This window comes from Roseateles sp. GW821-FHT09H10, from assembly GCF_059415865.1.
The window spans coordinates 107,139-129,807 of the sequence record NZ_JBWKOB010000006.1 but is presented as its reverse complement, the minus strand read 5'-3'; the positions used below and the strand labels follow the sequence as shown (position 1 = coordinate 129,807).

At 70.7% G+C, this 22,669-nt stretch carries 20 protein-coding genes; 14 read left to right on the top strand and 6 right to left on the bottom strand.

Going from position 1 to position 22,669, the window contains the following annotated elements; translation table 11 throughout:
- Positions 1-19: 19 nt before the first annotated feature.
- The gene (locus tag AC07OY_RS24440) at positions 20-1,438 is read right to left on the bottom strand and encodes an N-acyl-D-amino-acid deacylase family protein (RefSeq protein WP_495045187.1); all 1,419 of its coding nucleotides are present in this window, start codon (positions 1,436-1,438) and stop codon (positions 20-22) included.
- Positions 1,438-2,715, bottom strand: coding sequence for a type III PLP-dependent enzyme domain-containing protein (locus AC07OY_RS24435; RefSeq protein ID WP_495045186.1), 1,278 nt, complete (start codon positions 2,713-2,715; stop codon positions 1,438-1,440). The genes AC07OY_RS24440 and AC07OY_RS24435 overlap by 1 nt, the downstream gene beginning before the upstream one ends.
- 83 nt (positions 2,716-2,798) lie before the next feature.
- Here AC07OY_RS24435 and AC07OY_RS24430 point away from each other — a divergent pair, with 83 nt between their 5' ends.
- Entirely contained in the window at positions 2,799-3,191 is a 393-nt protein-coding gene (locus tag AC07OY_RS24430; RefSeq protein WP_495045185.1) for a RidA family protein, read from the top strand.
- A gap of 4 nt (positions 3,192-3,195) precedes the next feature.
- On the opposite strand, the gene AC07OY_RS24425 is transcribed toward AC07OY_RS24430, so the two are convergent.
- On the bottom strand, positions 3,196-4,104 hold the full coding sequence (locus tag AC07OY_RS24425) for a LysR family transcriptional regulator (RefSeq protein WP_495045184.1): 909 nt from the start codon (positions 4,102-4,104) through the stop codon (positions 3,196-3,198).
- A gap of 118 nt (positions 4,105-4,222) precedes the next feature.
- Here AC07OY_RS24425 and AC07OY_RS24420 point away from each other — a divergent pair, with 118 nt between their 5' ends.
- Genes AC07OY_RS24420 through AC07OY_RS24395 form a run of 6 tightly spaced genes read left to right on the top strand, consistent with a single transcriptional unit; the run spans position 4,223 to position 10,737 of the window.
- Positions 4,223-4,624, top strand: coding sequence for a RidA family protein (locus tag AC07OY_RS24420; RefSeq protein ID WP_495045183.1), 402 nt, complete (start codon positions 4,223-4,225; stop codon positions 4,622-4,624).
- A gap of 57 nt (positions 4,625-4,681) precedes the next feature.
- On the top strand, positions 4,682-6,757 hold the full coding sequence (locus tag AC07OY_RS24415) for a family 20 glycosylhydrolase (RefSeq protein WP_495045182.1): 2,076 nt from the start codon (positions 4,682-4,684) through the stop codon (positions 6,755-6,757).
- Positions 6,754-7,962, top strand: a complete 1,209-nt coding sequence (locus AC07OY_RS24410; RefSeq protein ID WP_495045181.1) for an ABC transporter substrate-binding protein — start codon at positions 6,754-6,756, stop codon at positions 7,960-7,962. Before AC07OY_RS24415 ends, AC07OY_RS24410 begins: the two co-directional genes overlap by 4 nt.
- A complete protein-coding gene (locus AC07OY_RS24405; protein WP_495045180.1) occupies positions 7,962-8,828 on the top strand; it encodes a carbohydrate ABC transporter permease in 867 nt (288 codons plus the stop codon). Before AC07OY_RS24410 ends, AC07OY_RS24405 begins: the two co-directional genes overlap by 1 nt.
- Positions 8,825-9,634 carry a carbohydrate ABC transporter permease gene (locus AC07OY_RS24400; protein WP_495045179.1) on the top strand — a complete coding sequence of 270 codons (810 nt, stop codon included), beginning with the start codon at positions 8,825-8,827 and terminating at the stop codon, positions 9,632-9,634. Before AC07OY_RS24405 ends, AC07OY_RS24400 begins: the two co-directional genes overlap by 4 nt.
- Positions 9,635-9,636: 2 nt before the next feature.
- Positions 9,637-10,737 carry an ABC transporter ATP-binding protein gene (locus tag AC07OY_RS24395; protein ID WP_495045178.1) on the top strand — a complete coding sequence of 367 codons (1,101 nt, stop codon included), beginning with the start codon at positions 9,637-9,639 and terminating at the stop codon, positions 10,735-10,737.
- Here AC07OY_RS24395 and AC07OY_RS24390 read toward each other — a convergent pair.
- Positions 10,734-11,330 (bottom strand): YdeI/OmpD-associated family protein, encoded by a 597-nt coding sequence (locus AC07OY_RS24390; RefSeq protein WP_495045177.1) that lies wholly within the window; start codon positions 11,328-11,330, stop codon positions 10,734-10,736. The two genes, AC07OY_RS24395 and AC07OY_RS24390, sit on opposite strands and share 4 nt — an antisense overlap.
- Positions 11,331-11,379: 49 nt before the next feature.
- On the opposite strand from AC07OY_RS24390, the gene AC07OY_RS24385 reads away from it, so the two are divergent.
- From AC07OY_RS24385 to AC07OY_RS24365, 5 genes are all read left to right on the top strand, one after another.
- Positions 11,380-12,378, top strand: a complete 999-nt coding sequence (locus tag AC07OY_RS24385) for a transglycosylase SLT domain-containing protein (protein WP_495045176.1) — start codon at positions 11,380-11,382, stop codon at positions 12,376-12,378.
- A 40-nt stretch (positions 12,379-12,418) separates the two neighbouring features.
- Complete coding sequence (locus AC07OY_RS24380) at positions 12,419-13,849, top strand: serine hydrolase domain-containing protein (protein ID WP_495045175.1); 1,431 nt, start codon at positions 12,419-12,421, stop codon at positions 13,847-13,849.
- A 98-nt stretch (positions 13,850-13,947) separates the two neighbouring features.
- Positions 13,948-15,099 carry a GGDEF domain-containing protein gene (locus AC07OY_RS24375; RefSeq protein ID WP_495045174.1) on the top strand — a complete coding sequence of 384 codons (1,152 nt, stop codon included), beginning with the start codon at positions 13,948-13,950 and terminating at the stop codon, positions 15,097-15,099.
- Between the two features lie 101 nt (positions 15,100-15,200).
- Positions 15,201-16,091 (top strand): ankyrin repeat domain-containing protein, encoded by an 891-nt coding sequence (locus AC07OY_RS24370; RefSeq protein ID WP_495045173.1) that lies wholly within the window; start codon positions 15,201-15,203, stop codon positions 16,089-16,091.
- Complete coding sequence (locus AC07OY_RS24365) at positions 16,088-16,642, top strand: DUF4124 domain-containing protein (RefSeq protein WP_495045172.1); 555 nt, start codon at positions 16,088-16,090, stop codon at positions 16,640-16,642. The genes AC07OY_RS24370 and AC07OY_RS24365 overlap by 4 nt, the downstream gene beginning before the upstream one ends.
- Before the next feature lie 10 nt (positions 16,643-16,652).
- On the opposite strand, the gene AC07OY_RS24360 is transcribed toward AC07OY_RS24365, so the two are convergent.
- Both AC07OY_RS24360 and icmF read right to left on the bottom strand, forming a co-directional pair.
- A complete protein-coding gene (locus AC07OY_RS24360; RefSeq protein ID WP_495045171.1) occupies positions 16,653-17,621 on the bottom strand; it encodes a hypothetical protein in 969 nt (322 codons plus the stop codon).
- A 133-nt stretch (positions 17,622-17,754) separates the two neighbouring features.
- Positions 17,755-21,045 (bottom strand): fused isobutyryl-CoA mutase/GTPase IcmF, encoded by a 3,291-nt coding sequence (gene icmF, locus AC07OY_RS24355; RefSeq protein ID WP_495045170.1) that lies wholly within the window; start codon positions 21,043-21,045, stop codon positions 17,755-17,757.
- 81 nt (positions 21,046-21,126) lie between these two features.
- Here icmF and AC07OY_RS24350 point away from each other — a divergent pair, with 81 nt between their 5' ends.
- Positions 21,127-21,609 carry an Lrp/AsnC family transcriptional regulator gene (locus AC07OY_RS24350; protein WP_495045168.1) on the top strand — a complete coding sequence of 161 codons (483 nt, stop codon included), beginning with the start codon at positions 21,127-21,129 and terminating at the stop codon, positions 21,607-21,609.
- Positions 21,610-21,705: 96 nt separating this feature from the next.
- Positions 21,706-22,623, top strand: a complete 918-nt coding sequence (locus AC07OY_RS24345; protein ID WP_495045167.1) for an SMP-30/gluconolactonase/LRE family protein — start codon at positions 21,706-21,708, stop codon at positions 22,621-22,623.
- Positions 22,624-22,669 lie beyond the last annotated feature (46 nt).

Below are 22,669 nucleotides of genomic sequence, written 5' to 3'. Positions count from 1 at the left end.
TTGCCGCGCGAGCGGCCGGCTACCCTGTTCTTTGGCAGCCAAGCACGCGACCGCCACGCGCCCGCGCTTCACCGGCCTCCAGCGCCAATTCCCCATTGACCCACACGGCCTGTATCCCGGTGGCCGGCAGGCAGGGAGCGCCGTAGTCGGCGCGGTCGGCCAGGCGGTCGGCATCGAAGAGCGCGAGGTCGGCCGCGAAGCCTTCGCGCAGCAGGCCACGGTCCTTCAGGCCGAAGCGCTGCGCCGTCAACCCCGTCATCTTGTGCACGGCCTGCTCCAGCGTCAGCAGCCCGCGCTCGCGGCCGTAGTGGGCCCACACGCGCGGGAAGGCGCCCCACAGCCGCGGATGCGGGAAGCGGTCGTGCGGCAGGCCGTCGGAGCCGATCATGGCCAGCGGGTGGGTCAGGATGCGGTCGACGTCCTCCTCGTCCATCTGGAAATAGCAGGCCCCACCCGGCTGCAGGCGCGCGACGGCTTCGGGTTCGCTGACAGACCAGTCGCGCGCAATGTCGGCCAGCCAGCGCCCGGCCAGTTCGGGATGAGCCTCGCTCCAGGTCAGGCGGATGGGCGTCAGGCCGTCGGCCAGGTCTTCGCGCAGCACGGTGGAGCCGGCCAGATAGGGGTAGACGTCCAGTCCCAGGGCCTGGCGTTCGGCGAGGCGCTCGATCAGCGCCAGGGTCTGCAGGCTGCGGCCCCACTGCGCGCGGCCGGCGCATTTGTGGTGGGAGATGACGAGGGGCAGGCCGGCCGCGTGCGCGCAGTCGGCGGCTTCGTTGATGGCGTCCAGCACGCCGGCCATCTCGTTGCGCAGATGCACGGAATAGACGCCGCCGTGGCGGGCCGCGACGCGGGCCAGGGCCAGCAGCTCGGTGGCGTCAGCGGCGGCGGCGGGGGCATAGAAGGTACCGGACGACAGGCCGGCGGCGCCTTGCGACATGGCCTGGCCGAGCAGCGCGCACATCGCCTCGCGCTCCGCCCCGGTGGCCGGGCGATTCAGGTCGGGCATGCAGCGCAGCCGCAGCGCGGTGTGGCCGATCAAGCCGACAGCATTCACGGCCGGACGGGCCGCATCGACGGCAGCGCGCCAGTCCGCAAATGACGCATGCCGGAACTGCTCGCGCGCCAGCAGATTCATCGGCGGCGGCGGCTCATCCGTCACCAGCGGCGCCAGTGAGATGCCGCAATTGCCGGTGACGACGGTGGTCACGCCCTGGGTCAGCTTCGGCAACATCGCCGGCGACGTGATCAGCGCCGCATCGTCATGGCTGTGCGCGTCGATGAAGCCGGGCGCGAGCACGAGACCGCGGCAATCACGGCGTGGGCCGTCGAACGCCAGCGCCGTGCCGAGTGCGGCAATGCGGCCTCCTTCGATCAGCAGGTCGCCCCGCCACCCCGGCGCGCCGCTGCCGTCGACGATCAGTGCCCCCTGCAGCAGCATCAGGCGAAGTGCGTCGTGATCGCGTCCACCACGCGGTCGTCCTCGTCGACGACGGCCATCCAGGCCCATTTGTCAAAGGTCGTGCAGGGGTGGGAGGGCCCCAGGGCCACGCGTTCACCGACGGCCGGGCCGTCAGTCTCGGCCGGGTCCCAGCGCAGATAGGCATGCTGGTCGTTCAGTCCCGTGACCTGCCAGCCCGAAGGCGGCTTCACGCGTTCACCGCCCTGCAGATGCCAGGCCGGCACCGGCCAGCCTTGGTCGAAGGACAGATCGCGCCGGCCCGCGTTCAGCATCGCCAGCCCCGGCTCGGGGCAGGACAGCACCTGCGTCCACACCTCCAGCGCCGGCTGCAGGCTGGGCTCGCCCAGCGGCGTGCCCATGCGCTCGTCCATGGCCTTCATGTAGCGGCCGTAATGGGCGTGGTCGTGGCAGACATAGCAGCCCGAACGCAGCAGGCCGATGCGCTCGGGCCGGCTGGCCAGCAAGGGGGCCACGAGATCGAACAGCGCCGAACCGCCGCCGCTGAGCCACAAGGGCTGAACCTCGATGAGGCCTTCCGATTCGATGTCGGCCAGCAGGGTCTCGATGCGGACCTGCCATTGCTGCATCAGCGCCCGGTCGGGTTCGGTCTCGCCGACGACCTGCAGGCCCTCGTAGAAACCGATGCCGCGCAGCCGCAGTGCCGGATGGGTCTTGAGCGCTCGCGCCAGTGCCAGTGCCGGCCCGTGCTCGCGCAGGCCGCAGCGCGAGGTGCCGAGCTCGAGCAGCACATCCAGCGGGGCTTCGCCCGCGCTCAGCGTGGCCCAGTGCGTGGCGATCAGGTCGAGCTGGGCCTGGGAGTCGACGAAGAAGGCCAGCTCCACGCCGGCGTATCGCCGCCTCAGCTCGAGCAGCGCGGCCAGGTCGGCCGCGCCGACGACCTGGTTGGCGATCAGCGCCCGCCGCGCGCCGGCGGCCAGGCCCAGGCGCAGCTGGTGCACATTGGCGAAGGTCAGGCCCCAGGCGCCGGCGTCGAGCTGGCGGCGGAAGAGCTCGGGGCTCATCGTTGTCTTGCCATGCGGCGCCAGCTGCACGCCGCGCGCCGCCGCGAAACCCTGCATCCAGGCGATGTTGTGGGCGAGGGCCGCCTGGCGCACGACGGCCAGCGGCGTGGGCAGCTCGTCCAGGCGCCAGCCGCGCCCGGCCACGTCGGCGAGCGGCAGCGGCGATTGCCCTGCCGGAAAGCCTTTCAGCCAGGGGCCCAGCCAGCCCGCGCGAGGTGTGTCTTGGTTGTCCATGGCGCCATCATCGCGCCGCTGTCTGAAGGGCGTCTAAAGGAGGCCCTTGCGCGGCCCGGCCGCGGCCACCAGACTGCCGCGCCATGACTGCTTTGACCTTCCTCGGCGCCGAGCCCACGGCCAGCGACCGCCAGCCCCGCCCCCTGTCGCCGGCCGTGCGTGCCGGCGATTTCGTCTATGTGTCCGGCCAGGTGCCGGTCGATGCCAGCGGCCAGATCGTCGCGGGCGGCGTCGAGGCCCAGACGCGCCAGGTGTTTGCCAACCTGGAGGCGGCGCTGGCCCTGGCCGGCGCGACGCTGGCCGATGTCTGCAAGACGACGGTGTGGCTGGAGGACGCGCGCGACTTCGGCGCCTTCAACCGCGTCTACATGGGCTATTTCCCCGGCGGCAAGCCGGCGCGCTCGACGGTCGAGTCGCGGCTGATGATTCCGGCCAAGGTGGAGATCGACGTGGTGGCTTACCGGCCTGTGGGTTGAGCCCTCAGCGCGGCGGCAGCGTCGCCATCAGCTCGTCCACCCAGCCCATGAAGGCGCGCAGCCGCGGGCTGACATGGCGCGTCGGCGGATAGGCCAGATACATCGGCATGGGCTCGACCCGCCAGTCCTCGAACAGCCGCAGCAACTCGCCGCGCGCCGCATGCGGCTCGGCCATGTAGACGGGCAGCCAGAGCACGCCCATGCCGGCAAGGCCGGCAGCGAGATAGGCATTGCCGTCGTCGGCCGAGACGACATGGCGGCCGCGCACCTCCAGCGCTTCTTCGCCGCGCCGCATGGCCACCGTCGCCACCCTGGCCGTGCTGGAGCGCAGGAAGCCGACGATGCGCTGGTGCGTGCCTTCAAGTTCCAGCGGATGCGAAGGCGTACCCGCGCGCTCCAGATAGGCGGGCGCGGCATAGACGCCCAGCGCCAGCTCGCCCACGCGCCGCGCGATCAGCGACGGCACCGTGACCTCGCCGCCGCGCAGCACGCAGTCGACGTTGTCGCCGATGACGTCCACCACGCGGTCGCTGACGCCCATGTCGAGCTGGATGTCCGGGTAGCGGCGATGGAAGCCGGGCAGGGCCGGCATCAGAACCAGTCGGGCGAAGGGGCTGGGTACGTCCACGCGCAGGCGGCCGCTCGGCGCGCCTGGGTCGCCTGCCAGGTCGGTGTCGGCCTCTTCCAGGTCTGACAGCACGCGAACGACGCGCTCGTAGTAGGCAGCGCCCTCGGGTGTCACCGTCACCTGGCGCGTCGTGCGGTGCAGCAGCTTCACCTGCAGCCGCGCCTCCAACTGCTGCACCAGCTGGGTCACGGTTGTCTTGCTCATGTGCAGCGTCAGCGCGGCCTTGGTGAAGCTGCCGGCCTCCACCACGCGGACAAAGGCCTGCAGCGCGTCGAATCTATCCATCAGAGTTCCTGTTGTTTGGGCGGGCCAAACAGTCTTTGTGCGCCTTGCCTGTTGATCGCGAGACGCGGCATTCCTAGAGTTTCGACTCCCGCATCCATGCGCAGTTCAAGAGCTCACCATGCCCTCACCCAACGTCGTCTTTCCCGCCGGCCGCCAGGCCCTGTACGAAAAGCACCGCTATTCGCCCGCGGTGCGAGCCAACGGCTTGCTGTTCGTCTCCGGCCAGGTCGGCAGTCGCGAGGACGGCTCGCCCGAGCCTGACTTCGAGGCCCAGGTCAGGTTGGCGTTTGCCAACCTCCAGGCCATCCTGCTCGCGGCCGGCTGCGGCCTCGATGACCTCGTCGATGTGACGACCCTCCACACCGATCCCGAGGGGCAGTTCGAAACCGTGCTGAAGGTCAAGGACGAGATCTTCCCGCAGGCACCCTACCCGAACTGGACGGCGGTCGGCGTCAACTGGCTCGCCGGCTTCGACTTCGAGATCAAGGTGATCGCGAAGCTGCCGGCACAGCCGTCTTGAGACAACCTTCAGATTTGCTTGAGGTGCGCCGTAGCCGACCCGGCAGAAGATGGCTGCATGCCCGCTGCCGCGTTCGCCGATGTCCTGCTGCCCCAGCCTCAAGCCCTGACCCTGCTGCCCGGCGCCGGTCCGGCCTTGCCCGCCGACGATGCCCAGGGCATGGCCGGCCTGCAGCAAAGGCGCCCGCCGCCGCGGCTGCCGCAGCTTGGCGATGACGAGTCCTTCCGCCTGCGGCTGACCGCTACGGCCACCAGCCTGCAGGCCGCGACGCCGGCCGGCTGGCAGCATGGCCTGCACTGCCTGAGCCAGCTCTGGCATGCGGCGCGCGAGGCCGGGCTGGCCACGCTGCCGGCGCTGCAGGTTGCCGATGCGCCGCGCCATCCCTGGCGCGGCCTGCTGGTGGACGTGGCGCGCCGGCCGCTGCCCTTCGAGGCCCTGCTGCGCCTGCTCGACGGCATGGCCGCGGCCCGCCTCAATGTGCTGCACTGGCATCTGACGGACGACCAGGCCTGGCGGCTGGAGTCGCGCCGCTATCCACGCCTGCAGCAGCTCGCCAGCGGCGGCTTCTTCTACACGCTGGAGCAGGCGCGCCAGCTGGTCGACGCGGCCGCCGAGCGTGGCATCCGCGTGGTGCCCGAGCTGGACCTGCCCGGGCATTGCTGGGCCCTGGGCCTGGCCTACCCGGAACTGCTGTGCGCGCCGGCGCCGGCCGGGCCGCAGCCGGGTTTCGGCGTCTTTGGCGCCGCGGTCGATCCCGACAGCGGTGCCCTGTATGAATTCCTTGACGGGCTGCTGGGCGAATGGGCCGAGGTCTTCCCGGACCGCTTCGTCCACCTCGGCGGCGACGAGCTGGCGCCGGCCGCCTGGACGCAACTGGCCGAGGAGCGCGGCAGCAGCCTGGCCGAACTGCAGACGGCCTACCTCGCCCGCGTCGGCGCCGTGCTGCGCCGCCATGGCCGCCAGCTGGTCGCCTGGGACGAGATGGGCCAATCCACGGCATTGCCGCCGGGCAGCCTGCTGCAATGCTGGCGCGGCGAGGAAGCGCTGCGCTTTGCACCACCCGGACTGACGGGCCGGCTGCGCAGCGCGGGCTTCTATCTCGACCAGATCCACCCGGCCGCCTACCACTGGCGCCGGCCGCTGCGGCCGCCCCTGCGGCCCGGCCCGCCACCGGCCGAGGCCCGCGGCTGGTCGCTGCGTACCCATGCCGGCAACTGGGCGGTCGAGGGCCGGCTGTGGCTGTGGGGCGATGAGGCCCGCTTGCATCTGCGCAGCAGCGGCACGCTGGACGAATGGCTGGCACCGCGCCGCCTTGGCGGCCTGCGCCTGCAGGTGGACAGCGATCTCGGTGAACTGGAGTTCTGGGGGCCGGAAGGCGAGGGGGGCTCAGGCTGGCTGCGTCTCGGCGCGCTGCGCCAACCCTGCGAATGGACGCCGCTGGACGAGGCGGCCGGCTGGCCCGCCGACGCCGCGCCGCGGCCGACGCCCGTGCTGGGCGGCGAGGCGGCACTGTGGGCGGAGCTGGTCGAGGAGCCGCAGCTGGCGTTGCGCTGCTGGCCGCGCGCCCTGGCCGTCGCCGAGCGGCTGTGGAGCGATCCGGCCGACGACAAGGCCTTGGGCCGGCGCCTGGCGGCCACGCGGCGCTGGCTGGTCGCCAGCGGGCGCATCGACGCCGACCCCGCCGCGCCGCTGTTCGCGGCCCTGTGCCCCGATCCGGCCGGGCAGGCCGCGCTGCGCGCCCTGGCCCTGTGGCTGGAGCCGGGGTCGGGCTATGCGCGCCAGCATGCCAAGAAGCGCGCCGGCCGCTACCACCAGGGCGAGGCCCTGGACCGGCTGGCCGATGCCCTGCCCGCCGAAAGTCCGCTGATGGCCGAGCTGGGCGACGCGGCCCCGGCCTGGCTCGCCGCGCTGACGCAAGCGCGCGCACAGCTGCCCGCCTGGCGCGGTTTGGCCGTCGTGTCGCCGGCCTTGCTTGACGCTCTGGCCGCACTCTTCGAGCTGGGCCTGGCGCTGTGGGCCTGCCGCAAACCCGCGGCGGCGCAGACTTGCCTGCACAGCGCCGCGGCCCTCGTCGACGAGATGCTGCCGGCCCTGGTGCAGCCCCTGCAGCGCCGCCTGGACGCGCTGTCATGAGGGCGCTGGCCTTGCTGCTGCTGGCCGGCGCGTCCCAGGCCGCCGACCTTGAGCTGCTGCATGCCTGGACCTCGGGCAGCGAAGCCGCCATGGTCAATGAACTGGCCGCGGCGGCCAGGCGTGGCGGTGTCGACCTGAAGACGACGGCCGTGGCCGGCTCCTCCAATGCCAACACGCTGTTGAAGGCGCGCTTCCTGTCCGGCCATCCGCCCACGCTGGCCCAGACCGACAAGCCGCTGCGTATCTGGGCCGAGGCCGTGCCGCTGGCCGACCTGGGTGCCGACGTCGACGCGCAGTTCGCCGCCGCGCTGCCGCACGCCGTGGCCGTCGAGCTGCGCGACGCCCGCCACAAGCCCGCCGCCGTGCCGCTGAATGTGCACCGCCTCAACACGCTGTGGAGCAACCAGCGCCTGCTGCGTGCCCATGGGCTGGCCGTGCCGCAGGACTGGGATGCCTTCCACAAGACCGCCGTGCAGCTGCGCGCCCACGGCCTGCTGCCGCTGGCCATCGGCAGCTCGGCGGGGCAGAAATTGAGCCTCTTCGTCGCCGTGGTGCTGGGCCGCGCCGGGCGCGACTTCTTCGAGCGCGCCGTCGTGCAGGCCGACCCGGCCCTGCTGGCGGGTGAGCGCATGCGCGAGCTGCTGGTGGAGTTCCGCTCGCTGAAGGCCTATACCGACGCCGGCCAGGTCAGCCGCGACTGGGCCGGCGCCACCGCCCTGCTGCTGCAGGGCAAGGCCGTGTTCCAGTTCACCGGCGACTGGGCCAATGGCGAATTCCAGAAGGCCGGCTGGCAGCCCGGCGCCGACTATGACTGCACGGCCGCGCCCGGCAATGGCGGCCTGCATTACTTCGAGTTCGACCGGCTCGTCTTCTTCGCCCAGCCCGCGCGCCTCGGGACCCAGCAGCGCCTGGCCGGCCTGCTGCTGCAGCCCGAGACCTCGGCCAGGCTGGCACGGCTCAAGGGGGGCATTCCGGTGCGGCGCGATGCCGACCTGAGCGGATTCAACACCTGCGCCCAACGCTCGGCAGCCGACTTCCGCGCCGGCGAGGCGCGCGGCGAGCTGGTGCTGGCCCTGAGTGCCCGCCTGGGCGAGAGCGCCTACGGCGGCCTGCGCGATGTGCTGTCGGCCTACTGGGCCAGCGAGCGCATGACGGCCCAGCAGGCGCAGACGCGGCTGGCGCAGGCGCTGCGGCAGGTGGACTGATGTCTGAACGCCGCACCGCACTCGCCTGCCTGGTCCCGCTGCTGCTCGTGGGCGCCGTGTTCTTCTACGGCTTCCTGCTGTGGACGGGCTGGCTGTCGCTGACGCGCTCCAACCTGCTGCCCAGCAGCGACTTCATCGGCCTGAAGCAGTACGAGCGCCTGCTGCTGGACCCGCGCTGGCAGGCCGCGCTGTGGAATCTGCTGCGCTTCGGCCTGGGCTTTGTCGTGCTGCCCCTTGTCATCGGCCTGGGCCTGGCCCTGCTGCTGGACCAGAAGCTGCGCGGCGAGGGCGCGCTGCGCTGGGTCTGGCTGCACCCGATGGCCCTGTCCATGGTCGTCACCGGCAGCGCCTGGCGCTGGCTGATGGATCCCGAGCAGGGCCTGGCCGAGGGCGTGCGGGCCCTGGGCTGGACGAGCTTCCGCTGGGACTGGCTGGCCCAGGAGGACATGGCCGTCTACGCGCTGGTGGTGGCGGCCATCTGGCAGATCACGGGCTTCGTCATGGCCATCTTCCTGGCCGGCCTGCGTGGCATCGACGAGTCCATGCTGCAGGCCGCGCGGCTGGACGGCGCGACGGGCTGGCGACTGCTGCGGCGCGTCATCCTGCCGCAGCTCGGACCCAGCTTGGCGTCGGCCCTGCTGGTGCTGCTGCCGGCGGCCATCAAGACCTTCGACCTCGTCGTCGTGCTGACCGAGGGCGGCCCGGGCCAGGCCAGCGAGCTGCCGGCCTTCTACATGTTCCAGATGGCCTTCGAGCGCAGCCGCCTGGGCCTGGGCGCGGCCAGCGCCATGGTGCTGGTGATGATGGTGCTGTCCATCGCGCTGCCCTATGCCGTTGTGCGGTCCCGGCGCAAGGTGGCGGCATGAAGCGGCTCGCCCTCTATTTCCTGGCCGCAGGCGCGGCGCTGGTCATCGCGCTGCCGCTGCTGCTGATGCTGATGAACAGCTTCAAGGGCCTGGCCGAGGCCCAGCAGGGCTTTCTCGCCCTGCCGCGCGATCCGGGCCTGGCCGCCTGGCGGCTGGCCTGGGAGAAGCTGTCGGGCAGCTTCGGCATCAGCCTGATGTTGGCCGTGCCGGCCGTGTTGCTGTCGGCCCTGCTGGCGGCGCTGAACGGCTTCGTGCTGTGCAAATACCGCTTCCGCGGTGAGCGCTGGGTGGGCCTGCTGCTGGTGCTGGCCTTCTTCTTGCCGATCAAGGTCTATCTGCTGCCGCTGGCCATCACCATGGCCCGCCTCGGCCTGGACCGGTCGCTGGGCCTGCTGATCGCCATCCACGTCATCTACAGCCTGCCGCTGGCCCTGTTCTTCCGCAACCACTTCCTGGCCTTCCCGGACGAGCTGCTGCAGGCCGCGCGGCTGGACGGCGCGGGCTTCTGGCGGCTGCTGTGGCGCGTCGTGCTGCCGCTGTCCAAGCCCATCTTCGTCGTCGTGCTCATCCTGCAGTTCACGACGATCTGGAACGAGTATCTGTTCGGCCTGGTGTTCGGCCCGGAGGAGGCGCGGCCCATCACGGCGGCGCTGGCCCAGCTCAGTGCCCAGACCGAGACCGGCGCCCGCGCCTATCCGCTGGAGATGGCCGCGGCCCTGCTGGCGGCAGCGCCGACGCTGGCGGTCTACCTGCTCGCTGGACGGCATTTCACACGCGGCCTGGTGGCCGGCGCAGTCAAGGGTTAGCAATGACGGAAGAAGAGAGCGGCCTGCGCATCACCGGGCTCACGCGCCGTGTCGGGCAGCACACCATCCTGGACGACATCACGCTGGAGCTGGATGCCGGCGAGATGCTGATCCTGGTCGGCCCCTCGGGCTGCGGCAAGTCGTCGCTGCTGGGCGTGGTGGCCGGGCTGCAGCCGCATTGCAGCGGCGAGATCCAGCTGGACGGCCGGCGCATCGAAGGCTTGAGCCCGCGCGAGCGCGATATCGCGATGGTGTTCCAGAACTATGCGCTGTATCCGCACATGAGCGTGGCGGAGAACATCGGCTTCGGTCTGGAGATGCAGGGCTGGCCGCGCGCCAGGCGCGAGGCGCGCGTGCTGGAGGTGGCGCGCATGCTGCAGCTGCAGGCGCTGCTGGCGCGCCGCCCGGCGCAGCTCTCGGGCGGCCAGCGCCAGCGCGTGGCCATGGGGCGGGCGCTGGCCCGCCAGCCGCGCCTCTTCCTGTTCGACGAGCCCCTGTCCAATCTGGACGCCCAGCTGCGCGCCGAGATGCGCAGCGAGATCAAGCTGCTGCACCAGCGCGTCGGCCGCAGCGCCGTCTATGTGACGCATGACCAGACCGAGGCCATGACGCTGGGCCAGCGCATCGCGGTGCTGAAGGCCGGTCGCCTGCAGCAGGTCGGCACGCCGCAGCAGGTCTACCAGCAGCCGGCCAATCTCTTCGTCGCGCAATTCCTGTCCAGCCCCGCCATGAACCTGCTGCCCGCGCGGCTGGAGCCCGAGGGCGAGTTCACGCTGACGCTGCAGGGTGCCGGCGCGATGAGCTGGCGCCCGGCCACCTTGCCCGTGCCGCGCGAGCGCCTGCTGGGCCGGCCCCTGCTGCTGGGCTGGCGCGCCGAGTCGCTTCGCGTGGAGGAGGGCGGGCCGGCGCTGGCGCTGCAGGCACCGGTGCTGCTGGTCGAGCCCACCGGCGTGGACAGCCTGGTGCAGCTGCAACTCGGCGAGCACCGGCTGCACTGGCGCTGTGCCGGCTGGCCGACGCTGCAGGCGGGCGATGCTGTGACGCTGCGCCTGCCGGAAGCGGCGCTGCTGATCTTTGATGCGGAGACCGGGGAGCGCCTCTAGCAGCTCTCGTACTTCCAGTTGCGCGATTTGCCTTCGGCAAGCCACTCCACGGCTTGCGCGATGCGCTTCGCGCGCGTGTCCTCGCGCTTGGCCTCCAGCACCCATTCCAGATAGTCGCGCTGCTTGCCGGGCGGGAAGGCGTCGTAATGCTGCTTCGCCGCCTTGACCTTGGCGAGGGCCGCGGCGAAGTCGTCCGGCATTTCCAACTGAGGCCGCGGCGCGCGGTTGGGCTTCTGCGCGCGCGCTGCGCCGGAAAGCAGCAGCGCGGCATTGGCCTTGATCTGCTTGCGCATCTCCGCCCGTGAGGGCAGGTCGGCATCGCTTTCGATGCGGCCGAAGTCGCCCATCGCGCCGCCCTTGCCCTCGCTCGCGCCCTCACGTTCCCAGAACCCGAAGGCGCAATGCGCCTTGAAGGCCGACATGCCGCACAGCAGCTTGCCGTCCAGCGTGAAGTGGGGGCGGCTCCACTTGATGGTCTCGACGACATCGGGGCAGGCCGCGTGCACGTCCTCGCGCAGCCTCGTCAGCAGGGGCAGGGCGAACGCGGGCACGGTGGCCAGGTAGGCGTCGATGCGCGGGTCGAGGGTGGGCATGCGGCCAGTCTAGACTTCCGGCCCCTGACCCTTCTCTCCGGACTGACCCTTGCGCGCCCCGCTGTTGTTCCTCCTGTTCGCCGCGGCCTCGACGCTGGCCCAGGCCCAGGCCCCCGCCCTGACGCTGGAGCAGCTGCCCCGCCCGACCATGCCGCCCGGCGAGCGCGGCCCTGTGGTGCCGGCCCAGGTGGAGCGCTGGCGCCAGGAGGCCAAGGCGCTGGAATACGGCGACGGCGTCAAGCGCGACGAGGTGGCCGCCGCCAAGCTCTATTGCCGGGCCGCCCGCTATGGCGATGCCGAGGCCCAGTACAGCCTGGGCTGGATGCTGACCAACTCACGCGGCATCCAGCGCAACGACGCCGAGGCCGCCCATCTGTTCGCCGCCGCCGCCGAGCAGGGCATGGAGCAGGCCCAGAACATGCTGGACCGCATGGGCGGCACGCCGCTCGGTGATCCGCCGCCCTGCCTGCGCCCGCCCGAGACCGACCCGCCGGTGGCGGTGGCGCCGCCGCCCGTGCGCGGTGCCAAGCCGCCATCGCCCGTCTCGCTGTGGGCCACGCTGCCCCTGCCCCAGCAGGCGCCGCCGGCCATCGTCAACTACGTGAAGCTGCTGGCACCCGAGTACCAGCTGGCGCCGGCCCTGGTGCTGGCCGTCATGGCGACGGAGTCCAACTTCGATCCACTGGCCGAGTCGCCCAAGCGGGCCCAGGGGCTGATGCAGCTGCTGCCCGAGACGGCGGCACGCTTCGGCATCACGCGGCTGCGTGATCCATCGCAGAACATCCGCGGCGGCATGGCCTATCTGCGCTGGCTGCTGGCTTATTTCGAGGGCGATGTGATGCTGGCCGTGGCGGCCTACAACGCCGGCGAGAGGGCCGTGGACCGCTACCTCGGCGTGCCGCCCTATGCCGAGACGCGGCTGTATGTGCGCAAGATCATGGCGGCCACCGGCGGCCAGCGCCTGCATCCCTTTGACGCCAAGGTGGTGGCAACCTCGCCCATGCTGCTGCGCGTGAAGGCGCAGATGCAGAGCATCCAGGCGCGCTGAACTTTCGGCAGGGGTGGAGCGGCTGAGCAGAATGCGCCGCATGCTCAAGACTGTTGCCTCGGCCTCATTGGCCACCCTGTGCCTGTGCCTGCCCATGGCGGCGGCGCGTGCCGAGGCCAGCCCCGAGCGCCATGCCCAGGCCCTGCTCGATGCGCTGCGCGAAGTCAGCGGTGTGCCGGGCATGGGCGCCGCCGTCTGGCAGGGCGGCAAGCTGCGCTGGCAGGGCAGCAGCGGCCTGCGTGACGTGGAGAAGAAGCTGCCCGTGCAGGCCGACACGCGCTTCCGGCTGGCCAGCGTTTCCAAGGCCTTCGCCGCGGTGGCCGCGGCCCAGCTCAAGGCCCAGGGCAAGCTCGATGTGGACAAACCCGTCGGCGCGCTGCTGCCGGAGCTGGAGCCGGCCCTGGCGGCGCTGACGCCGCGCCTGCTGGCCGCCCATCTGAGCGGCATGCCGCACTACGAGGCGCCGCGCGACCTGATGCGGGGCGGCAGCCACTACGCCACCGCGCGCGCTGCGCTGGACCATCTGAAGGGCCGCACGCTGAAATCGGCGCCGGGCAGCCGCTATCTCTATTCGTCCTGGGGCTACGCGCTGCTGAGCGCGGCCGCGGAGGCCGCCGGGGGCAAGCCCTATCCCGAGCTGCTGGCCATCCAGGTGGCGCCCGGCCTGGCCATCGGCCCCGACGAGACGGGCAGCTCGCCGCTGATGTCCAAGGCCTATGACTTCGGCTGGACGGGCCTGGGCGAGGCCTCGGCCCACGACTACAGCTACAGCTGGGGTGGAGCCGGCCTGGCGGGCAGCGCGCCGGCCCTGGCCGAATGGGGCGGCCGGCTGCTGCAGGGGCGGGTGGTCGACGCGGCCACGCGCGACTGGATGTGGCAGCCGGTGCTCGACAACGCCGGCCAGCCTGTCGGCGAGCGCAACTTCAAGATGGGCTTCGGCTGGCGCCTGGAGACCGACGCCGAGGGGCAGCCCACCGTGCACCACGCCGGCGTGACGGCGGGCGCGCGCAGCGTGCTGCTGCTGTGGCCGCAAGGAGCCGACGCCGGCACCAGCGTCAGCCTGCTGTCCAACGCGCTGTGGACCTCGTCCATCGAGCGCAGCGCCGAGTTGCTGAGCGCGCCGCTGCGTCGGCCGGTGCCGGGCCTGCAGCCCCAGGCCTGTCCGCTCAAGGCCAGCCGCTTCGAGGGCGAACTGGACGGCGCCGCCGTGCAGGGCCGCGCCAGCTTCCGCCGCGACGCCGACGGGCTGTGCCGCGGCGAACTGGGCCTGCCGGCCGCGCTGGCCAAGACCGTCAACCCCGGCCCGCAGCCGGCGGCCGAGCGCCTGCTCGTCGTCGGCCTGCAGGGCGACATGGCGCGGGCCGCCCTGGTCACCCCCATCGGCCTGGCCGACTGGCGGGCCCAGGCCGACGGCAGCGTGCGCGTCGAGGGCCTGGCGGGGCGCAAGCTGGTGCTCAGGCTCAAGGAATAGCCGGTCTGGCGTGAGAAAAATCATGGCGCGGCCCGGCCGCGCCGCGGCGCAGGGCGCGCCTGCAGGCATCGTGCCGGCTGAGCACCCACCCGCCGCCGATGGAGCCCCTACACGCCGACACGCTGCTGCGCGTCTTCCAGCTCGTCACCACGATGCTGGCCCTGGCCACGCTCGGCGGCGCCTGGCATCTGAAGCACGAACGCGCGCTGTGGTGCTGGGCCGGCGCCTTTGCCGCCGCCGCGCTGACCCAGGCGCTGCGCGCCACCTTCATCTCCGTGGGCGCGCCGCGCACGCTGTGGGTGGTGGGCCATTGGGGCAGCCTGCTGGCCACGCTGATGGTGCTGCTGGGCCTGCGCGTCTATCTGGGCTTGCCGCTGCGCTGCCGCTGGCCGGTGCTGTTCACGGGCCTGACGTGCATCGCCTCCCTCGCGCTGACGGCGTGGACGGGGCAGTTCTGGCCTTCCCTGACGCTGACCCTGCTGGCCTCGGCCGTGCTGACCATGCCCGCCGCCCACGCAGCCCTGCAGGCCTGGCGCGGGCAGCGTGGCTTTCCCATGGGGCTGCTGGCCGGCGACCTCATCGTCTGCGCCGTCATCGAGGTGGCGCGGGGCCTGGCGGTGTCGCCGCTGATCTCGCAGTCGCGGGCCGAACTGCTGATGTACAACTCGATAGGCCTGCTGGCCGTCATCGCCCTGTTCATCGGCCAGGCCCTGGCCATGCTGCTGCTGCTGCAGGACCGGGCGCTGCGCCAGATCGAGCGCCTCATCGAGATCGACGTGCTGACCGGCCTGCTGAACCGGCGCGGCTTCGACGAGCGCCTGCGCCGCCTGCTCAGGCGCAGCGGGCCGCGGCCGCCGCTGCTGGCCGTGCTGGACGTGGACCATTTCAAGCGCATCAACGACAGCCATGGCCATGCGATCGGCGACGCCGTGCTCAGCGGCGTCGGCGCGCGCCTGCATGACACGCTGAGGCCCATGGACCTGGCCGTGCGCCTGGGCGGCGAGGAGTTCGCCGTCATCTGGCTCAACCCGGAAGCCGGCGGCGAGCTGCGCCTGGGCGAGCGCCTGCGCGAGGCCATCGGCAGCCAGCCCTTCGAGACGGCGGCCGGGCCGCTGCCGGTGACGGTCAGCGTCGGCGTGGCCCATGCCCTCGGCGCCGACGAAGCACCCGAGGCGCTGTTCAGCCGTGCCGACGCCGCCCTCTACGAAGCCAAGCGGGGCGGGCGCGACCGGGTCGTGCTGGCCCGCTGACCCCGGATTGGGGGAGTTCAGGGGCTGGCGTCTAGTTGGCGGGCCGGCTTCGCAAGGGGGCTGCTGCACAATCCGGCCAGCCAGAAAAGCAGGGGGAAAAGTTGGAGCGAGACGGCATCAATTGGCTGGGCATCGGCCTGCGGGCGGCTGCCCTGGTCGTCACCATTTCGCTGCTGACCTGGTGCAGCATGGCGCGCCAGAGCACGCAGGACGTCGCCGGCCTCGGCCCGGAACTGCGCGAGATGATGCTGGTGGGCGGCCTGGCCGACGCCAGCGGCATGATCGACCTGGACAAGACGGCCAAGCGCGTCGGCGCCGTCGGCATGAACCGCCTGCTCTATGACAACGCCGCCACCGGCAGCCTGCCGGCGCTGCGCTGGATGGTCAAGCATGGCGCCGAGCCCCGCAATGTCGGCGCCATGGACAAGGGCACGCTGCTGCAGCAGGCCGCCGCCAAGCCGACGCTGGACCGCATGAAGCTCTTCATCGAGGAGTTCAAGCTCGACCCCAAGCAGGAGACGCCCAACCGCGTCGGCATCATGCATCTGGCCGCGCGCAATGGCGTCGATGCCCAGACCATGATCTTCCTGACCAGCCGCGGGCTCAACATCAACGCCGCCGACGCCGGTGGCCGCCTGCCCATCCACTACGCGGCCCTCAAGTCCATCGGCCCGCTGGTGTCGGCCGGTGCCGACATCAATGCGCTGGACGGCCAGGAACGCACGGCCCTGCACTGGGCCGTCGAGGAAGGGCGGCACGATGCAGTGGCGGAGCTGATCCGTCTGCAGGCCTCGGTCTTCGCCCAGGACCGCCAGGGCAACACGCCGCTGCACCTGGCCGCGGTCGGCAACTCCGAAGCCATCGTCGACACCCTGCTGGCCGCCGGCTCCCTGAGAGCGACGCGCAATGCCGACGGGCTGACGGCCCGCGAATACTTCGAGAAGTTCCGCTACAAGCGCCGTTACGGCAGCGAGCGGGAGCAGAAGCTGTGACCCTGGCCCGCACGGGCTGGGCCGCCCTGGCCCTGCTCGCGCTGGTGGGCGCGGCCCGGGCCGACGGCAGCGGCGTCTACAAATGCCGCAAGCCCGATGGCACCGTCGCCTTCAGCGACCGGCCCTGCCCGGAGGCCGAGTCCACGCAGATCGCCCGCAGCGGGCCCAAGGCGCCGGAGGCCAGCCAGTTCATGAGCCCGCGCTGCCTGCGCCTGCGCGAGCAGCTCAACCAGGCCGGCAACGACGGCAGCATCGACGAGGCCACGCGCCAGCAGCTGGACTACCGCTACCAGCGCGACTGCTATGCCGAGGAGCAGGAGGCCAATGACAAGGTCAGCCAGCTGCTGGAGGACGCGCGCTCGCGCTCGATGCAGGAACGCCGCGCCCTGGCCCAGGCCAAGGCCAGGCAGGAGCGCGAGTTCGCCCAGTGCGTGGAACTGCGCAACAACCTGCGCGCCCGCCGCCTGCGCGAGGCCGAGATGACGGCTGGTGAGCGGGCCGACCTGGAGCGGCTGTCGGCCGCCTTCGACCAGCGCTGCCGCGGGCTGTAGGCGCGCCAGCCTATTTCGAGAAGCTGCGCAGCGGCCCGAACTGGGCGCCCGCTTCGCGGAAGACCGTCGTCGGGGCGCCCGTGGCATCGCGGTGCAGCAGGGTCTCCAGGTCGGCGGCTTCGACATAGAACCAGCCGCCGTTGGCATCACTGGCCCAGTATTTGGCCGTGGCCGTCGGTGCCGGGCCCGCGCCGCCGACGTTGGGCAGCCAGCCCGCGCCCACCGTGAAGGGGCCGCTGCCCGAATACTCGTGCTGGGCGGGCAGGGGATCCGTGCTCAGCGTGCTGGAGCTGTGGCCCGACACCGGGTTGAAGCGGCCCGAGACCGCGGCTGGACCGCCAGCGGTATGCGCCTGCAGCGCCACGGGCACCAGGCCGGAGGAGGTCAGTGTCGTGCCCAGCAGCCAGGGCGTGGGCGCCGGCCGCTCCAGCGGCCCGACCGGGACGGCGGCCTCGCGCCGCAAGGCATAGGGCGGCGTGGCGGTGAGGGCGAACATGCGGCCACCCAGGATGCCGACCACGGTGGTCGTGTAGCGCAGAGGTTGCGCCGCGGCCGTGCTGAACTTCAGCGACCAGGGTGTGGATGCGGGCTTGCCGCCGGCCGGATCGTCTGCCGTGACCGTGCCGGCGAATTCGCAGTCGCTGTTGCCGGGCAGCTTGTCGTAGTCGGTGCGGATGACGAATTCCTCCTTCGACGCCGCCGGGTCATGGACCAGCGAACTGGTGCTGGAGGCGATGACGTCGGCGCCGCAGGTCAGCGTGTAGCCGCTGGTCGGATTCGCATAGCCATGGACCCAAAGGGTCACGGACACCGTGCCGCTGTCCGGGTTGACGCCGATGCTGGACTTCTGGGGTGACGAGGTGACGATCACCATCTGTGGCGGAATGGGCGGGGAGCCGCTGCTGGCGGGCCCGCCGCCACCACAGCCGGACAAGGTCGCCGTCAGCAGGCACAGGCCCGCGAATGTCGCTCGATTCATTTCTTCTCCCTGGGCAGGCCGGCCGATGCCGTTCACTGCAACGTTAGGGAAATGAATGTAGCGCCGCGGCCTTGCTGTTGCGATCCCTGTTGCAACGATTTGCAGCGCCGAGGGCGCCGCTGCGCAATTCCGCTTACATGCTGCGGCGGTACTGGCCGCCGACCTCGAACAGCGCGCCGGTGATCTGGCCCAGCGAGCAGACCCGCACGGCCTCCATCAGCACGTCGAAGACGTTCTTGTTCTCGATGACGGCCTGCTGAAGCCGCGCCAGCATGGCCGGCGACTCGGCCGCATGGCGGTCCTGGAACTCGGCCAGGCGGGTCAGCTGCGACTGCTTCTCCTCGTCCGTCGAGCGCGCCAGCTCGATGTGCTCCGGCACCGCCTCGCCCTTGGGGTTGCGAAAGGTGTTGACGCCGATGATGGGGTATTCGCCGGTGTGCTTCAGCATCTCGTAGTGCATCGACTCTTCCTGGATGCGGCCACGCTGGTAGCCGGTCTCCATGGCGCCGAGCACGCCGCCGCGCTCGCTGATGCGCTCGAACTCGCGCAGCACGGCCTCTTCGACCAGTTCGGTCAGCTCGTCGATGATGAAGGCGCCCTGCGACGGGTTCTCGTTCTTGGCCAGGCCCCACTCGCGGTTGATGACGAGCTGGATGGCCATGGCGCGGCGCACGCTTTCGTCGGTCGGCGTCGTGATGGCCTCGTCGTAGGCGTTGGTGTGCAGCGAGTTGCAGTTGTCGTAGACGGCGATCAGCGCCTGCAGCGTGGTGCGGATGTCGTTGAAGGCGATCTCCTGGGCATGCAGGCTGCGGCCCGACGTCTGCACGTGGTACTTCAGCTTCTGCGAGCGCTCGTTGGCACCGTAGCGGTCGCGCATGGCCACGGCCCAGATGCGGCGGGCGACGCGGCCCAGCACCGTGTATTCCGGGTCCATGCCGTTGCTGAAGAAGAACGACAGATTCGGCGCGAAGTCGTCGATGTGCATGCCGCGCGCCAGGTAGGCCTCGACAAACGTGAAGCCGTTCGACAGCGTCAGTGCCAGCTGCGAGATCGGGTTCGCGCCGGCCTCGGCGATGTGATAGCCCGAGATCGACACCGAGTAGAAGTTGCGCACGTTGTGGTGCACGAAGTACTCGGCGATGTCGCCCATGACCTTCAGCGAGAACTCGGTCGAGAAGATGCAGGTGTTCTGGCCCTGGTCTTCCTTCAGGATGTCGGCCTGCACGGTGCCGCGCACATTGGCCAGCACCCAGTCCTTGATCTTGGCGGCTTCATCGGCCGTCGGCTCGCGGCCGTTGTCGGCCTTGAACTTGGCGAGGTTCTGGTCGACGGCCGTGTTCATGAACATGGCCAGGATGGACGGCGCCGGGCCGTTGATGGTCATCGACACCGAGGTGGTCGGGCTGCACAGGTCGAAGCCGTCGTAGAGCACCTTCATGTCGTCCAGCGTCGCGATGCTGACGCCGGAGTTGCCGACCTTGCCGTAGATGTCGGGCCGCGGCGCCGGGTCGGCGCCGTAGAGCGTCACCGAATCGAAGGCCGTGGACAGGCGCTTGGCGGGCATGCCCTCCGACACCAGCTTGAAGCGGCGGTTGGTGCGGAAGGCGTCGCCCTCGCCGGCGAACATGCGGGTCGGGTCCTCGCCCTCGCGCTTGAAGGCAAACACGCCGGCCGCGTAGGGGAAGCTGCCGGGCACGTTCTCCAGCATCAGCCACTTCAGCAGCTCGCCGTGGCACTCGTAGCCGGGCAGCACGACCTTGCGGATCTTGGTGCCCGACAGGCTTTGCGTGACGAGGGCGGTGCGGATCTCCTTGTCGCGGATCTTCACGACGTACTCGTCGCCGGCATAGGCCTTGACCATGTCGGGCCACTGCTGCAGCAGCTGGCGGGCATCGCCGTCGAGCTTGGCCTTGCGCTGCTCAGCCAGGTCGCCCAGCGCGGTGCGGGCGCCGTTCTTGTCGGGGTTGGCGGCCTCCAGCATGGCGCGGCTGGCTTCCAGCTGCTGGATCTCGCGAGCCAGCGTGGCCTGCCGGCGGGCGCGGGCCTTGTAGCTGCGCACCGTGTCGCTGATGTCGGCCAGGTAGCGCACGCGGGCAGCCGGCACGATGGGGGTCTGGTGGGTGCTGTGGCGGGTGTCGACGCGCGGCAGGCGGCCTTCGCTGAACTTCAGGCCCAGGTCGGCCAGACGCACCTTCAGCGCCTGGTAGAGCGCCGTCACGCCGTCGTCGTTGAAGCGGCTGGCCATGGTGCCGAACACCGGCATGGTGTCCGGCATCACCGTGAAGGCTTCGCGGTTGCGCTGCACCTGCTTGCTCACATCGCGCAGCGCGTCCAGCGAACCCTTGCGGTCGAACTTGTTGATGGCGACGAACTCGGCGAAGTCCAGCATGTCGATCTTCTCGAGCTGGCTGGCGGCGCCGAATTCGGGCGTCATCACATACATGGGCACATTGACCAGCGGCACGATGGCCGCGTCGCCCTGGCCGATGCCCGAGGTTTCGACGATGACGAGGTCAAAGCCGGCGACCTTGGCTGCGGCGATGACGTCGGGCAGGGCGGGGGAGATCTCGCTGCCGAAGTCGCGCGTGGCCAGCGAACGCATGAAGACGCGCGCACCCTGGCCCCAGGGCGAGATGGCGTTCATGCGAATGCGGTCGCCCAGCAGGGCGCCGCCGCTCTTGCGGCGCGAGGGGTCGATGGAGATGAGGGCCACGCGCAGGGCGTCGCCCTGGTCCAGGCGCAGGCGGCGGATCAGCTCATCGGTCAGGCTGGACTTGCCGGCGCCGCCGGTGCCGGTGATGCCGAGGACCGGGGTCTTGATGTTCTTGGCCTGGTCGCGCAGCTCGTCGACGACGGAAGCGTCGGCCTTGCCGTTCTCCAGCGCGGTCAGCAACTGGGCCAGGGAGCGCCAGGCGGATTCGGAATGACCCGTGATGGCCGACAGCTGCTGGGGGGCGTAGACGCTGAAGTCCTGGTCGGCCTTCATCACCATCTCGCCGATCATCCCTTGCAGGCCCATGCGCTGGCCGTCCTCGGGGCTGAAGATGCGCACGCCATGCTCGGCCAGCTCGCGGATCTCGGCCGGCACGATGACGCCGCCGCCGCCGCCGAAGACCTGGATGTGCTCGCCGCCGCGTTCCTTCAGCAGCTGCACCATGTACTTGAAGTACTCGACATGGCCGCCCTGGTAGGAGGAGATGGCGATGCCCTGGGCATCCTCCTGCAGCGCCGCGGTGACGACTTCGTCCACCGAACGGTTGTGCCCGAGGTGGATGACCTCGGCGCCCATGCCTTGCAGGATGCGCCGCATGATGTTGATGGCGGCGTCATGCCCGTCGAAGAGGCTTGCGGCAGTGACGAAACGGACCTTGTGGGTCGGGCGGTACTCGGCCAGCGCTTTGTAGTCGCTAGAGAGGTCGGTCATGGCTGTCTCCTTGATCGGGCCGGATTCTAGGTCGTCGGTTGACGTTAACGTCAATTGGGCGCAAAGGTATGGTTCGCCGCCATGACGGACTCCGCACCCGAACTCGACAAATTCGACCGCCAGATCCTGGCCCGCCTGCAGGACGAGCCGCGCCAGCCGGCCGAGGGCATCGCCACCGCCATCGGCCTGTCGGCCACCGCCGTGCAGCGGCGCATCCGGCGCTTGCGCGAGGCGGGCGTCATCCAAGGTGAGCGCCTGCTTCTGAATGCGGCGGCGCTGGGCTTTGGCCTTTCGGTCTGGGTGGAGGTGGAGTTGCGCGAGGCCAGCCGCAAGTCCGTCATCGACGGCTTCAAGCGCCGCATGGTCGAAGAGGCGCGGGTGCAGCAATGCTTCTATGTGGCGGGCGACAGCGATTTCCTGCTGCTGATCCGCTGCCGCGATGTGGCCGAGTTCGAGGCGCTGACGCGCGAGCTGTTCTTCGACGACGCCAATATCCGCAAATTCCGTTCGGTCTTCGTGCTGGACGACTGCAAGCCCGACGCTGGTTTGCCGCTGGGCGACTGAAATCGCCGCGGCGCGGCGTTGGCGCGCCCCGCAACGCCGCCGGGCGACAGCGCTCGAAATCGACGATGCCGTCTTTCATTGCATGGAAGACAGACGATGGCCTTCGAGAGCGGCAGCGAGCCCTGCGAATTCGAGATCCTGGATGCGCGCTTTGACGACTGCATCCGCCGCAGCGCCCGCCTGGAGCGCCTGGCGACCGGCTGCCGCTGGACCGAGGGGCCGGTCTACATCCCGGCCCAGCGCCGCCTGCTGTGGAGCGACATCCCCAACGAGCGCATGCTGAGCTGGTGCGAGGTCTCGGGCCAGGTCGCCGAGTTCCGCAAGCCTTCCGGCTACACCAACGGCCACACGCTGGACCGCCAGGGGCGCCTCATCAGTTGCGAGCAGGGCGGCCGGCGCGTCGTGCGCACCGAGCATGACGGCTCGATCACCGTGCTGGCCTCGCATTTCGGCGGCAAGCGGCTCAACAGCCCCAACGACGTGGTCGTGAAGTCGGACGGCAGCCTCTGGTTCACCGACCCGCCCTACGGCATCCTGGACGACTACGAAGGCGTGCGTTCACCGCAGGAGCAGGCGGGCTGCTGCGTCTACCGCCTGGACCCCGAACGGGGCGAATTGCGTGTCGTCGTCGGCGACATGGTCCACCCCAACGGCCTGGCGTTCTCGCCGGACGAGCACTGGCTCTACGTCGCCGACACCGGCGTGGAGCGGGGCACGATGCGCCGCTTTGCCGTCGATGCCGATGGCTCGCTCAGCGGCGGCGACGTCTTCCTCAGCTGCGACACCGGTTTCTACGACGGCTTTCGTTGCGACACCGAGGGCCGCATCTGGACCAGCGCCGGCCGCGCCCTCCATTGCCATGCCCACGACGGCACGCTGATCGGCCGCATCGCCATGCCGGAGCGGGTGTCCAACCTCGTCTTCGGCGGCCCCAAGCGCAACCGCCTCTTCATCTGCGCGACGAGTTCGGTCTATTCGGTGCTGCTGGCGGTGAATGGCGTCCAACCCTGCTGAAGGCCCCGATCGGCCCGGGCACCGAAAGGGGGCATGATCCGCCCCC